The 14,098-nt window shown below is 41.4% G+C and carries 11 protein-coding genes; 10 read left to right on the top strand and 1 reads right to left on the bottom strand.

Going from position 1 to position 14,098, the window contains the following annotated elements:
• Nucleotides 1-308: 308 nt before the first annotated feature.
• The 7 genes from sufC (at nt 309) to AC0MXB_RS11165 (ending at nt 6,534) form a co-directional block, all read left to right on the top strand.
• Nucleotides 309-1,061, top strand: coding sequence for a Fe-S cluster assembly ATPase SufC (gene sufC, locus AC0MXB_RS11195; RefSeq protein ID WP_474039772.1), 753 nt, complete (start codon nt 309-311; stop codon nt 1,059-1,061).
• A 45-nt stretch (nt 1,062-1,106) separates the two neighbouring features.
• Complete coding sequence (gene sufB / locus AC0MXB_RS11190) at nt 1,107-2,513, top strand: Fe-S cluster assembly protein SufB (RefSeq protein WP_474039771.1); 1,407 nt, start codon at nt 1,107-1,109, stop codon at nt 2,511-2,513.
• An 11-nt stretch (nt 2,514-2,524) separates the two neighbouring features.
• Nucleotides 2,525-3,625, top strand: a complete 1,101-nt coding sequence (gene sufD, locus AC0MXB_RS11185; protein WP_474039770.1) for a Fe-S cluster assembly protein SufD — start codon at nt 2,525-2,527, stop codon at nt 3,623-3,625.
• On the top strand, nt 3,615-4,847 hold the full coding sequence (locus AC0MXB_RS11180; RefSeq protein ID WP_474039769.1) for a cysteine desulfurase: 1,233 nt from the start codon (nt 3,615-3,617) through the stop codon (nt 4,845-4,847). The genes sufD and AC0MXB_RS11180 overlap by 11 nt, the downstream gene beginning before the upstream one ends.
• Nucleotides 4,834-5,262, top strand: a complete 429-nt coding sequence (sufU, locus tag AC0MXB_RS11175) for a Fe-S cluster assembly sulfur transfer protein SufU (protein WP_474039768.1) — start codon at nt 4,834-4,836, stop codon at nt 5,260-5,262. The genes AC0MXB_RS11180 and sufU overlap by 14 nt, the downstream gene beginning before the upstream one ends.
• 206 nt (nt 5,263-5,468) lie before the next feature.
• On the top strand, nt 5,469-5,897 hold the full coding sequence (locus tag AC0MXB_RS11170) for an Rrf2 family transcriptional regulator (RefSeq protein ID WP_474039767.1): 429 nt from the start codon (nt 5,469-5,471) through the stop codon (nt 5,895-5,897).
• 37 nt (nt 5,898-5,934) lie between these two features.
• A complete protein-coding gene (locus AC0MXB_RS11165; protein WP_474039766.1) occupies nt 5,935-6,534 on the top strand; it encodes a nitroreductase family protein in 600 nt (199 codons plus the stop codon).
• Nucleotides 6,535-6,640: 106 nt separating this feature from the next.
• Here AC0MXB_RS11165 and AC0MXB_RS11160 read toward each other — a convergent pair whose 3' ends face one another.
• Nucleotides 6,641-7,801: an efflux RND transporter periplasmic adaptor subunit gene (locus AC0MXB_RS11160; RefSeq protein ID WP_474039765.1), complete on the bottom strand. Its 1,161-nt coding sequence runs from the start codon at nt 7,799-7,801 to the stop codon at nt 6,641-6,643.
• A gap of 251 nt (nt 7,802-8,052) precedes the next feature.
• On the opposite strand from AC0MXB_RS11160, the gene AC0MXB_RS11155 reads away from it, so the two are divergent.
• The 3 genes from AC0MXB_RS11155 to AC0MXB_RS11145 are packed head-to-tail and all read left to right on the top strand — an operon-like array spanning nt 8,053 to nt 13,907.
• Entirely contained in the window at nt 8,053-12,357 is a 4,305-nt protein-coding gene (locus AC0MXB_RS11155; protein ID WP_474039764.1) for an acyl-CoA dehydratase activase-related protein, read from the top strand.
• A 29-nt stretch (nt 12,358-12,386) separates the two neighbouring features.
• Nucleotides 12,387-13,016, top strand: a complete 630-nt coding sequence (locus AC0MXB_RS11150) for a TetR/AcrR family transcriptional regulator (RefSeq protein WP_474039763.1) — start codon at nt 12,387-12,389, stop codon at nt 13,014-13,016.
• A 33-nt stretch (nt 13,017-13,049) separates the two neighbouring features.
• A complete protein-coding gene (locus tag AC0MXB_RS11145; RefSeq protein WP_474040062.1) occupies nt 13,050-13,907 on the top strand; it encodes a YitT family protein in 858 nt (285 codons plus the stop codon).
• Nucleotides 13,908-14,098: the final 191 nt, after the last annotated feature.

Below are 14,098 nucleotides of genomic sequence, written 5' to 3'. Positions count from 1 at the left end.
TTTCCCTCCCTATGTATCTTGTTTAGGCTATTTTATTTTATAATTTTACATGATTTTCTCTTGCTGTCAAAACAAATGTAACAAAATATCTATTTGTGTAAAAAGATGAGACTAAAAACCTAGACAATCAGTTGATGTTAACGAGTATTTTTAATATTTGGAATTTGTTCTAGAGGAATTGACAGTTACTGATAAAGAGAATAGAATAAGTTTAAATCCTAGTAATTCGGTAGGAATAGTATGCTTTTTTATCCAGAAATAATCAGTTTGGGTAAAGCTGTTTGATAAGAATGAATGAGGTGAATAAAATGGCGGAAACTTTGTTAGAAATTCATGATTTACACGCGGCCGTAGATGGCAAGGAAATCTTAAAAGGTCTTGATTTAACAATTCGTAAAGGGGAAGTCCATGTTATTATGGGACCCAATGGTTCAGGTAAATCCACGTTGATGAATTTGATTATGGGACACCCCAAATATGAAATTACCGCAGGTTCTATTCAATTTGAAGGCGAAGATATTGGCGCATTAAAAACGGATGAACGGGCGAGACGGGGTTTGTTTCTTTCGTTTCAAAACCCGGAAGAAATTCCTGGGATTACTGTAGAGAATTTTTTACGTACTGCCAAAAATGCAATTACGGGCGAACCGGTAAAAATTCTTCCCTTTAAAAAAGAATTAAAGAAAACAATGGAATCTCTAAAGATGGACAGCAGCTATGCAGCGAGATATCTTAATGTGGGCTTTTCTGGCGGCGAAAAGAAGCGCAATGAAATTTTGCAAATGATGATTACGAATCCAAAACTGGCTTTGCTTGATGAAACTGACTCTGGTCTTGATGTGGATGCAGTTCGTATTGTATCAGCAGGCGTAAGTCAGTTCAAAAACGAGGACAATGCCGTTTTGATCATTACTCATAACACAAAAATCTTGGAACATTTAGCGGTCGACTGTGTGCATGTATTAATGCATGGCAAGATCATTCAAACAGGTGATGCGGCCTTGATTTCGGAAATTAATGAAAATGGTTTCCTCCATTTAGATGTGGCGGCCAACCAGTAAACGTTGGCCTATTAGGCTAATGGCAGAAACCGTGAGGTGAATAGAGTGGAAAAGAAAAGAACAGCTGTAGCTGATATTGATAGAGGTCTTTATGATATTAAAAATGAAGATCGCTACCGCTATAAAGTTTCCCAAGGATTAACAGCAGAGATTGTGACAAAAATTTCCCGCGAAAAGAATGAACCAGAGTGGATGCTTCAATTTCGTCTCCATTCCTTAGAGGTTTATAATCAGATTGCTCTGCCTGAGTGGGGACCGTCGCTTGATGAATTGAATATGGATGAAATTGTTACGTATGTGCGTCCTGATACAGAGATGAAAGGAAATTGGCAAGAAGTTCCCGACGACATTAAAAATACTTTTGAACGCTTAGGAATTCCTCAAGCTGAAAAAGAATCCTTAGCTGGTGTTGGCGCTCAGTATGATTCTGAGGTTGTCTATCATAGTGTTCGCGAAGATCTTGTTAAACAGGGCGTTGTTTATACGGATATGGAAACAGCGGTGAAAGAATATGAGCCGATGGTTAAGGAATATTTTATGAAGCTGGTTCCGCCAAGCGACCATAAGTTTGTTGCTCTACATGGAGCTGTTTGGTCTGGTGGCTCTTTTGTCTACGTGCCGCCAGGAGTGACAGTAGATATTCCGCTTCAATCGTATTTCCGTCTTAACTCACCGGGTTCAGGTCAATTTGAACATACCTTGATTATTGTTGATAAAGGAGCGAAGCTTCATTTTATTGAAGGGTGTTCTGCGCCGAAGTATAATGTAACAAATCTTCACGCCGGTTGTGTAGAACTTTATGTAAAAGAAGATGCAACGCTACGCTACTCGACAATTGAAAATTGGTCAAGAAATATGCTCAATTTGAATACAAAACGGGCTGTTGTCGAGAAAAATGGTTCCATAGAATGGGTATCAGGATCATTCGGTTCGAAAATTTCGATGCTCTATCCTATGAGTATTTTAAAAGGAGAAGGTGCGAAGGCTGATTTTAGCGGCATTACTTTTGCATCGGCTGGTCAGACCCTTGATACAGGGGCTAAGATTGTTCATGCTGCTCCTTATACATCTTCTAATATTAGCTCTCGTTCTATTTCCAAGGGAGGCGGCGTAGCCGTTTATCGTGGTGCAATTAAAGTCGGTTCTAATGCCCATCACTGTAAGTCGTCGGTAAACTGTGAATCCCTTATGCTCGATTCCGAGTCACGGTCTGATACTTTACCGACCATGGATATTTTAAATGATGAAGTCGATATTGGTCATGAAGCGAAAATCGGCAGAATTAGTGATGAAGCAATTTTTTACCTTATGAGTCGCGGCATTAGTGAAAAGGAAGCCAAAGCGATGATTGTTCGGGGCTTTGCCGAACCGATCGCCAAGGAACTACCCTTAGAATATGCCGTGGAAATGAATAATTTGATTAATTTAGAGTTGGAAGGAACGATTGGTTAGGAGGCGCTCGCATGCAAGAATTGATGAAAAAAATGAACCCGATTCCTGTAAAGACATGGCGATGGCTGGGCGTGAATGAAGTGAATTTAGAAGAAACCATTCCGACTATAATGCCTTATCATAAATCGGTTTTAAAAACCAAAATACCTGACGGTGTTGTTGTGACGGAAGATCACAAGACACGCCAAGATTACGCTGCGTTAGCAGGTAAAATAGCTGCAGGCGTTAGTGAACCTATGGAACAGTTTGTAGCTTTAAATGAAAACAGCGGTCATTTAGTGACGATAGCAAAAGACGCAAAAGTCACTGAACCGATTGTATTTCATTATGAGTTTGATTCGGAAAATCCAACTGTAATAGATCAGCAAGTCGTTGTCGCAGAAGAGGATAGTGAAGCGACGATTATCCTTTGCTATACTGGTGAAAGCACCGCTTTTCATAGTGGTTTGACGAAAGTCTACGCTAAAAAAGGCGCCAAAATCCATATTATCAAAGTGCAGCTTCTTAGCGATCAGTCCTTGCAGTTTGATGGTACTGGTTCGGTTGTAGAAGCGGGAGCCCGCGTTGACTTTACGTTAGTGGAGCTCGGTTCGAAGTGTTCGGTGACGAATCATAAGACGAGTCTTAATGGTAAAGAGGCTGAAGGCAAAGTGTATTCTATTTATTTTGGCGATCAGGCGCGAAAAATTGATATCAATTATGTCATGACCTTTCTTGGTAAGCAAGTAAACGGTGAAATAATCAGCCGTGGCGCTTTGCTTGACGAAAGTCAAAAAATATTTAGAGGTACGCTTGATTTTGTAACAGGCTCACGGGGAGCTGTTGGGAAAGAAGAAGAATATACAGTGCTTCTCAGTCCGAAAGTGCGCAATCGTTCTATTCCGCTCATGCTTTGTTCTGAAGCTGATGTAGAAGGGCAGCATGCTGCTAGCACCGGCCAAATGGATGAAGAACAACTTTTTTATCTGATGAGCCGTGGGATTAGCGAGATCGAGGCGAAAAAACTGATTATAGAAGCTTCATTTCAACCAATTATTGATAAAATACCTGTTGCTGCGATTCAAGAAGCGATTGGCGAATTTATTAGGAGGCGTTTAGCACATGTCGGGTAATCCTTATGTACAAGATTTTCCTATTTTAAACAAACCTATGAATGGCAAGCGGCTAGTGTATCTCGATAATGGCGCAACGACGCAAAAGCCTCTATCAGTGATTCGAGCTGTTGATGAGTATTATGAAACGTTCAATGCCAATCCCCATCGTGGCGCTTATGATTTAAGTGTAAAAGCTACAGAAATCTATGAGAATTCTCGTGAAATTGTCAAAGATTTTATTGGTGCAAGTAAGAGTTGTGAAGTTATTTTTACGAAAAATGCTACAGAGTCTTTAAATCTGATTGCTTATAGTTACGGTATGACCTTTATTCAACCTGGCGATGAAATTGTCATTTCCATTGCCGAGCATCATAGCAATCTTGTTCCTTGGCAGCAAGTTGCTAGGGCGAAGGGCGCCGTTTTGAAATACTTGTATATTAATGACCAAGGCTTAATTACCGATGAAGAGCTTGCTGCTAAAATTACGGATAAAACGAAAATTATAGCAGTGACTCAGATTTCTAATGTACTGGGGATTGTGAATCCCGTTGAGAAAATTATCGCTAAAGCCCATTCTGTTGGTGCTATTGCTATTTTAGACGGAGCTCAGAGTACGCCCCATATGAAAGTGGATGTAACGGCGCTAGACGTAGATTTCTTTGTGTTTTCAGGCCATAAAATGATGTCTCCTATGGGAATCGGCGTACTTTATGGTAAAGAAAAACTGTTGAATCAAATGCCGCCTTTCCTTTGCGGTGGTGATATGATTGAGTATGTACAGGAACAGGAAACAACTTTTGCCGAACTTCCCGCTAAATTTGAGGCTGGTACGCAAAATGTAGGCGGGGCCCTGGGATTGGCCAAAGCTGTGGAGTATTTAAATCAAGTCGGTATGGATACGGTTCATAAAGTAGAGCAAGAGCTTGTTTCTTATGCTCTGGAAAAAATGGCGAAAGAGCCCTACCTGACGATCTATGGTACGAAAGATGCCGCTTTAAAATCAGGAGTTATTTCTTTTAACGTCGAAGACGTTCACCCGCATGACGTTTCATCGATTCTTGATGCTGATGGTGTTGCCATTCGGGCAGGTCATCATTGCGCTCATCCGTTGATGCAATTTTTGCAGGTTAATGCAACTTGCCGGGCAAGCTTCTATTTTTATAACACGAAAGAAGATGTAGATCAGTTGATTTTAAGTTTATCCCGTGTGAGAGGGGTTCTTGGCTATGGATCTAAGTGAAGTATATACAGAGATTATTGCCGAACATAACCAATCAAGACGGAACAAAAGAGCGCTTGAGCAACCGACAGTGGTCTTGAAAGGCCGAAATCCAAGCTGCGGTGATGAAATAGAACTGTCATTGAAACTGTCCGATGGCTTGATTGAAGACGCAGCTTTTACGGGAGTTGGTTGTGCTATCTCTCAAGCATCTACCTCTATGATGATTGATCTTGTTAAGGGACAAACCGTTGAGAAAGCGCAAGAATTGATTCAGACTTTTTTGGGCATGATTAAACGGGAAATTACTGATGACGATGCCTTAGAAGTGCTTGATGAAGCAATTGCTTTAAAAAATATTTCGAATATGCCAGCGCGAGTAAAATGTGCTGTCTTATCTTGGCACACTTTAGAAGGCGCCATAAAAAAAGAATAGTAATGGATTTTTGGTAAATCCTAAAAAGCTGCAGTTCACTTTAAAAGTGCTGCAGCTTTTTTATGTGTGTTGTCATAAAAGTAAAGGGGGGGTTAAAATAAAATTTGATGATTATTAATTTGCAATAACAAATAAAATTTATTAATAAATAATATTGACAAAATAATACGATGTAACTATAATGGTTACAAGAGGAGGTGATCCTCATGAGAACAAGCAGTCGGTTTACTGTAGCAGTACATATCCTTTCAGTCATTGCAATTGCCAAAGAAGTTCTCTGTACTTCCGAATTTATTGCAGCAAGTGTGAATACGAATCCTGTCGTCATCCGCCGTCTGATTGCTCAATTAAAACAAGCTGGTTTCATCGGTGTTTATCCTGGTACTGGCGGTGCCTATTTGACAAAAGGATTAGAGGAAATCACTTTACTAGCAGTCTATCGTGCGGTGGAGAAAAAAGAGCAAGAACGACTCTTTCGGTTTCATGAAAAACCGAATCCACATTGCCCGATCGGAGCTAATTTGCAAGAGATACTTGAAAAATTTTTATGGCAGGCGCAAGTTGCGATGGAAGAGGTTTTGGAAAATATTACATTAGCCTCTGTGATTGCTACATTACAAACTAAGATTTCCTAAATAGATTTACGTAAAAATAAAAGTGAGGCGATTGAAAATGGCAAAAGAATTTTTAACAGCAGTGAAAGACAGACGGTCTTTTTATGGAATTAGCAAAGAAGCGGTGCTTTCTGACGAAAAGATTCAAGAGATCATTCGTCATGCCATCCAGTTTGCTCCTTCAGCTTTTAACTCGCAAAGCGCTAGAGTTTTACTCTTATTAGGAAAAGAGCATGACCGTCTTTGGGAATTGACGAAAGATGTCTTGCGGAAAATAGTTCCCAGTGAAAATTTTGCAGCTACTGAACAAAAAATTGATTCTTTTAAAAATGGCTATGGAACTGTATTGTATTTTGAAGATCAAACAGTTGTGGCTGAATTGCAAAATAAATTTGCTGCCTACAAGGATAATTTTCCTCGGTGGTCAGAACAGTCGTCAGGGATGCTGCAATTTATTATCTGGACGGCTTTAGAAGAAGAGGGGCTTGGGGCTAGTTTGCAGCATTATAGTCCGCTGATCGATGAAGGGGTTCAAAAGAATTGGCAAGTGCCTGATACCTGGAAGTTAATTGCTCAAATGCCTTTCGGCAAACCTATAGCGGTGCCGGATCCGAAAGAAAGCCAGCCGCTCGAAACGCGGTTTAAGGTTTTCAAATAAGCAAGATAAAGCTCTTAGTTCTAGGATCTATACGCTAACATAGTTAAAAAAGCTGTCTCTAGTGGAGTTTTTACTCCTTAGAGACAGCTTTTTCGTTTGTTTTTGCTTATTGGCCAGGCAGAGAATCGCCTTCTTTTACCTCTTTAATATTGCCTGAAGCGATTAATGTTTGTTCTGGTAAGTCTGTTACAATTTCCACAAAATCACCAACGGGATCCCCTAATTGTACGGCTTGTTTTGAAGCTTTTCCGCCTTTGGCAACATAGATATAGGAAAGACCTTTTTCTTCAAACACTGCTGTTTTCGGGACGGCGATAACGGGAACCGTTTGTGTTGTGTAAAAGCGCGCTGTTACGGGCATACCTGGTTTTAAAAGATCATTGGGGTTATCAATTCGAATTTGCGTGCGAAATAATTGGTTAGCCCCAGGAAATATACTTTCTACTTGCGCGGAGAAAGTTTGTCCTGGCAATGCGTCACATTGAATTTCCGCTTTGCTGCCAGAGCGAACAAAATATAAGTCCTTTTGGCTAAGTTGCACGACCGTCTGAACACCCGTACCATTTGACAATGTTAAAAGTTGTTGTCCTGTTTGCACAGTATTGCCGACTGCTAAAGCAAATCCTGTCACAATTCCGTCAGTTGGCGCAGTCACTTTTACAAGACCGCCGCCGACTATTTGGGTCGTAACATTTTCCGCTGGATCAGAAGTAGGCGCCGAAGCGGGTGTTGCTTCGCTTTCGTTGGCGCCTGCTTGAGCGGCTTCTAAGCGGGCGCGCGCCTCATCAAGTTTTTTTCGAGCAATGGCGCCTTGTTCATAAAGTTTCTGATAGCGTTGGTATTCTTTTTCTAGAGTGGCATATTGTCCATTGCCCGCTGCTTGAGAGTCGGTAGGACTGCGCCGATCTATGCTGTAATTCGGTGTACTTGCGGCGACTGCAATGGTTCGTGGGGTTGTTTCAATGGTTAATAGAACTTGTCCTGCTTGAACCAAGTCGCCTTCCTTTACGTTCACTTCTTTTACTTGCCCTAGTGAATCAGCAGATACAGTAGCGGCTTTATGGCCTTCAATTGTACCGCTGAATTGAATCGTTACCGGTTTATCCATTTTACTGACAGGTACTACAATGACATTGCCGGAACCGTAGAAACTTTTGTGGCCAGGCCAATGTCCGGCCCGATAGAGAGCATAGGAAAAGAGGCCCGCAAGAACTAGGGAAATTCCTGTAATACATAAAATACGATGAGTTTGCCATAGCTTTTTCATGGGGTCATCTCCAATAGGGTTAATCGCAATCGCTATTATGTTGCCACTTTTTATTATATTCGTCAAGCCTTAAGAGTACTATAAGCAAATGAAAAAAATGTAACTAAATGTTGAAAGTGAGTTCATAAAATGATAAACTACAATTGAAACACTGTTTAAATCGTAGTTTTAAAAATAGTTTAATTTTAATACATTTACTTTATTGTAATTTGTGCACTGCTTTGCACTTTTATTGCTGGGGAGGAGTCAAAATGAATAAGTTATTTCATGTGGGGATTGATATTGGCTCGACGACTGTAAAACTTGTTGTCTTAGATCAAAATTTACAAATGATTTACCATACATATGAAAGACACTATTCTGAGGTGCGAAAAAAAGCTAAAGAATTATTAGAAGCCGCCTATGCCAACTTTTATGATGCCTATATTACCATTTTGATAACTGGATCTGGCGGTATTTCTGTGGCTAAGGCGCTTAAAGTTGATTTTACGCAGGAAGTCGTTGCGGGAGCACAGGCTGTGAGATCACTGTATCCGCAAACGGATGTGGCGATTGAACTGGGTGGCGAAGATGCTAAGCTTATGTATTTTTCTGACGGCATGGACCAGCGGATGAACGGAACCTGTGCTGGTGGGACTGGTTCTTTTATTGATCAGATGGCGACACTGTTAAAGACCGATGCGGCTGGACTCAATGAGCTGGCTAAGAAACATAAAGTGATTTATCCGATTGCGGCGCGTTGTGGCGTTTTTGCGAAAACAGATGTACAGCCCTTAATTAATGAAGGGGCGGAAAAAGCCGATATTGCAGCTTCCATTTTTCAAGCTGTTGTCGTACAGACTGTGAGCGGCTTAGCTTGCGGTCGTCCAATTCGTGGGAATGTTGCTTTTTTAGGTGGGCCGTTGTACTTTTTATCAGAACTAAGAAACCGATTTATTGCCACACTGGATCTCCAAGAAGATGCGGTGATTTTGCCGCAATCATCGCAGGTTTTTGTAGCGCAAGGAGCTGCCCTCTTATCGGTAAAGGAAAAACCGCTCTTATTCTCAGAACTCATGGGACGTCTTGATCAGCTATTGTTAGAGGGTGGCGAACAGACGAAGACTTTGCCGCCCTTGTTTCACTCGCCGGAAGACTTAGCTCTTTTCCGTCAGCGTCATAGTTTAGCAAAAGTTAAACAAGCGGAGCTTACTCAATATGTTGGAAACTGCTATTTAGGGATTGATGCTGGTTCGACCACGACAAAAGCGGCTCTGATAGGTGAAGATGGCTCACTGCTTTATACGTATTATAGTAGCAATGAAGGGCATCCGCTTCGCTTAGCTGCCGCTATTTTGCGTGAAATTTACAGAAAATTGCCTAAAACGGCGCAGATTGCTTATGCTGCAGTAACTGGTTATGGCGAAATGCTGCTTAAGAAGGCTCTGAAAATTGATATAGGTGAGATCGAAACGATTGCGCATTATAAAGCTGCCGCTTTTTTCTGCCCGGAAGTCGATTTTATCCTTGATATTGGCGGCCAAGATATGAAATGTTTAAAAATTAAAGAGGGTCGTATTGAGGAAATTCTGCTTAATGAGGCCTGCTCCAGTGGCTGTGGTTCTTTTCTAGAGACTTTTGCTAAGTCTTTAGGACTTACGGTGCAAGAGTTTGCCGCAGCGGCGCTTACTGCGCAGGCTCCTGTTGAGCTTGGTTCCCGTTGTACTGTCTTTATGAACTCAAAAGTAAAGCAAGCACAAAAAGAGGGAACGGGAATCGGTGACTTATCGGCTGGACTTTCCTATTCCGTTGTGCAAAATGCATTGTATAAAGTCATCAAAGTACGTAGTAAAGCGGATGTAGGCGATCATGTTGTTGTACAGGGCGGAACTTTTTATAATGAAGCGGTGTTGCGCAGCTTAGAACTTTTACTGGAACGACCTGTGATTCGGCCTGATATTTCGGGAATTATGGGAGCTTTTGGCGCGGCTTTATTGGCAAAAGAAAATTATGAGGCAGGAAAAGAAACGACACTGTTATCAGAAGCTGCCTTAGAAAAATTAACAATGACGACTACGACAGGAAGATGCAGTCGTTGTTCCAATCATTGTTTGCTTACGATTAGTCGTTTTGGCGACGGTGAACACTTTATTTCGGGAAATCGCTGTGAAAAAGGCGCCGGAGCGGAAACCGTTGGTGAAGCGATTCCTAATCTATATCATTATAAGTATGAACGATTATTTAGTTATAAGCCGTTAACAGCAGAGGCGGCGCCGCGAGGCCAGATTGGCTTACCAAGGGTGCTGAATATGTATGCTGATTATCCTTTTTGGTTTACTTTGTTTACCAAGCTTGGCTTTCAAGTTGTTTTATCAGATGGATCATCGAAAGAATTGTACGAATCAGGTATGGAAACGATCCCCTCTGAGTCTCTCTGCTATCCCGGTAAGCTGATTCATGGTCATATCATGAATCTTGTTGAAAAAGGCGTCTCACTAATCTTTTATCCTTCGATTATGCATAGTCCCAAAGAATTTTCGGAAGCGGAAAACCACTATAATTGTCCTATTGTGACATCCTATCCAGAAGTAATTCGTAATAACATGGATATTTTACGCGAGCAGGGTATCCGTTTTTTGAATCCATTTCTGCCGCTGGATCAGAAAAAGGGACTCGCTAAACTATTGCAGTCAGAATTCGCTGCGTATCATTTATCCCGGCAAGAGCTTTATGCTGCCATTGAGCAAGCCGAAGCGGAGCGAAGACGCTTTCAATTGGATATGCAGCAGGCGGGGAAAAATGCTCTAGCGTGGTTGCAAGAAACGGGCCGTAGGGGGATTGTTCTTGCTGGTCATCCCTATCATGTAGATCCAGAAATTCACCATGGCATACCACAGCTTATCACCCAGCTAGGCATGGCTGTTTTAACAGAAGACGCTGTGGCCTTCCTGGGAAAACTTGATGGCACTCTACGTGTAGTTGACCAATGGGTTTATCATTCTAGGCTGTATCGAGCGGCAAGTTTCGTGGCAAAGGCTCCCAATATAGAGCTTGTACAGCTTACTTCTTTTGGTTGCGGTCTTGATGCTGTAACAACAGATCAGGTCCAGGAAATTTTACAGCAAAATGGCAAACTATATACGGGTTTAAAGATAGATGAAGGAAATAATCTTGGCGCTGCGCGAATTCGGTTACGGTCATTAGCGGCGGCTTTACGCGACAGAGATAAAAAGCCTGCTCCAACGGCGTTAGCACCAAAAGTTCAATATAAGCGATCGGTTTTTACCAAGCCGATGAAAGAGACGCATACAATTTTATTGCCACAAATGTCGCCAATTCACTTTGGCTTTTTAGAGGAAGCGTTCCGTTTGTCAGGCTATAAGGCGGTTGTACTGCCTTATGATCATGCGAAAGCCGTTCAGGCTGGACTTCGTTTTGTAAATCATGATGCTTGTTATCCGGCCATTTTGGCTGTGGGGCAGTTGATTGCCGCCTTAGAGTCCGGCGAATATGATCTTTCGCGGACGGCGGTTATGATGACACAGACTGGCGGTGGCTGCCGGGCGACAAACTATATTGGTTTTTTGCGAAAAGCGCTTCATGATGCGGGTATGGGGCAAGTGCCGATTTTATCATTTAATGCGAATGGCCTGGAAAAACAGCCGGGATTTTCTCTGTCGCCACGGCTTTTACATCGTCTGATAATGGGCGTTGTTTACGGCGATGTGCTCATGAAAGTTCTTTATCGTGTGCGTCCTTATGAGCGCGAAAAAGGAACGGCAAATGCTCTTTATGAAAAATGGGCAGCTTATTGTCGTGAGTCTCTGAGAGAAAGCAGTCTTACGACTTATGTAAATAATATTCATTCGATTATGGAAGAGTTTGATCAATTGCCGATTTTGCGACAGCGCAAACCAAAGGTCGGCTTAGTTGGCGAGATTTATGTGAAGTTCCAGGGCGCTGCTAACAACCACATTGTAGATGTGTTGGAAGCTGAGGGAGCTGAAGCGGTTATGCCTGGCCTACTAGATTTTTTACTCTATGCTGCTTTTGATGCTGACTTTCAGGCGAAATATTTGGCGGGTAGTAAAAAGGCGCAGTTATTTGGTTGGGGGGCTATCGCTATTTTAGAGCTTTATCGTCAGGCTTATAAGCGGGCGGCACGTTCTAGTAAACGCTTTTGTGTGCCACCAACCATTCAAGAAATCGCTGCAGGCGCTAAGCCGGTTCTATCACTGGGCCATCAGACGGGGGAAGGCTGGTTTTTAACGGGTGAAATGGTTGAACTCATTCAAAGTGGTGTAAGAAATATTGTATGCATGCAGCCCTTTGGCTGTTTACCTAATCACGTAACAGGCAAAGGTATGATTAAAGAATTGAAGCGTCAATTTGCTAAGACGAATATTATTGCCTTAGATTACGATCCAGGCGCAAGTGAGGTAAATCAACTGAACCGTTTGAAGCTTATGCTGGCTACTGCTTTTGAAGCGGAACGAACTTTACAGGAGCAAGAGCTTTCTGTTGGGGCAACGGGAGTTTTGTCACCGGAAAATATGGATGCTTTGTATGAAACTTGAACATAAAAGAGATGAAAGGAGGAAGGCCTATGCGATGTGAGCACGATCATAAACAGTCGACAAGAGAAAAAATTCTTTTGGCAGCGTTGGATCTGATTGGTAGGGAAGGCGTGCAGCAAGTTACAACCCGGAAAATTGCTGCAGCGGCGGAAGTCAATGTGGCCGCTGTAAACTATTATTTTGGTTCAAAAGATAATGTAATTAACGAGGCTCTTGTGATTTTAACAAATCGTCTAACGAAATCTTTTTGCTGTTTAGAAGATGTTTCATTGGAACCGGAAGAACGATTACGACGCTTTCTCTATAGTTATGCTGAAGCTACCTTAGAGCATGCCGATATATTTCGTAACTTTATGCACCAAATGACAAATTATGGCGAAGTGACTTTTGAATATCGGGAATTTATGCGTCGCGTTGGTTGGGAGACTTTGAAGGTAGTACTGCGGGATATTACGGGGATTGAAGCGGACTCTGTTTTAAATATGAAAATTTTTCAACTCTTTAGCAGTTTGGAATTTCCGGTGCTATTAGGCGAGCAAATGCGCGAGCTATGTTCCTTTGACTATGAAAATCCAGGAGATCGCCGTCAGTATGTCGAATTATTACTCGTGTCGCTGATTCAGCCGCAGAAAATAGCTTTAAGCAGAAAAGAGGCATAAATGATATAGAGGAGGATGAATTTGAAAAGAAATCTGAGTGTCAAAAGCAAGGTATTGCAAAATGTTAAAAAATATTTACTTTTGTTTGTGGGGGCAATTATTGCTTCTATCGGTCTAGAAATTTTTTTAGTTCCCAATGATATTATTGATGGCGGAGTTGTGGGCATATCTATTATGGCCAGCCATTTGACCGGATACCCTTTGGGAGTCTTTCTCATTTTACTCAATCTGCCGTTTTTATATTTGGGTTATAAGCAAATTGGCGCATCTTTTACAATTGCTACGGCATTTTCAATTGCCTCACTTTCCTATTGGGTAAGTATTTTCTTACCGATTCCAGAATTAACGCATGATTTATTTTTAGCTGCTGTCTTCGGCGGGATTATACTAGGACTTGGCGTGGGACTCATTATTCGTTCCGGCGGATCGCTTGATGGAACAGAAATTGTAGCAATTTTACTTGATAAACGTACCAGCTTTTCTGTCGGGGAAGTGGTCATGTTTTTCAATCTGTTCATTTTAACAAGTGCTGGCCTTGTCTTTAGCTGGGATAAGGCAATGTATTCGTTGGTAGCTTACTTTATAGCTTTTAAAGTGATTGATGTAACGATTGAAGGTCTGAATGAATCAAAAGCGGTGTTAATTGTTTCGGAGCAACCTGATGAAATTGCGGATGCCCTGATGGCGCGACTCGGCAGGGGAGTAACAATTCTTCATGGTGAAGGCGGTTTTACGAAAGAAAAGAAAAATGTTTTATATTCTGTTGTTACTCGCCTAGAAATAGCTAAATTAAAATCGATTGTTGATGAAATTGATGATAGTGCTTTTGTAACGATTAACGATGTCCATGATGTAATGGGCGGACGATTTAAGAAAAAAGCAATCCATTAAAATAGACAGAAAACCTAGACAATTCCCTCTAAAATAGGGATGTCTAGGTTTTATTTTGTAAACTTATCATAATAAAAAAGGTTTTATTTGTTTCTGATTGCATTTTGTAATAAAAGAGAAAATTCGAAATTGACGCAAGTGATTTTCTTTTTGTACGTTGTATTTTGTATCTATTATATCAGTAAAATCTG

Source organism: Pelorhabdus sp. sgz311001, assembly GCF_055901755.1.
The sequence above is the reverse complement of the archived record's forward strand: the minus strand, read 5'-3'. Positions and strand labels throughout refer to the sequence as shown.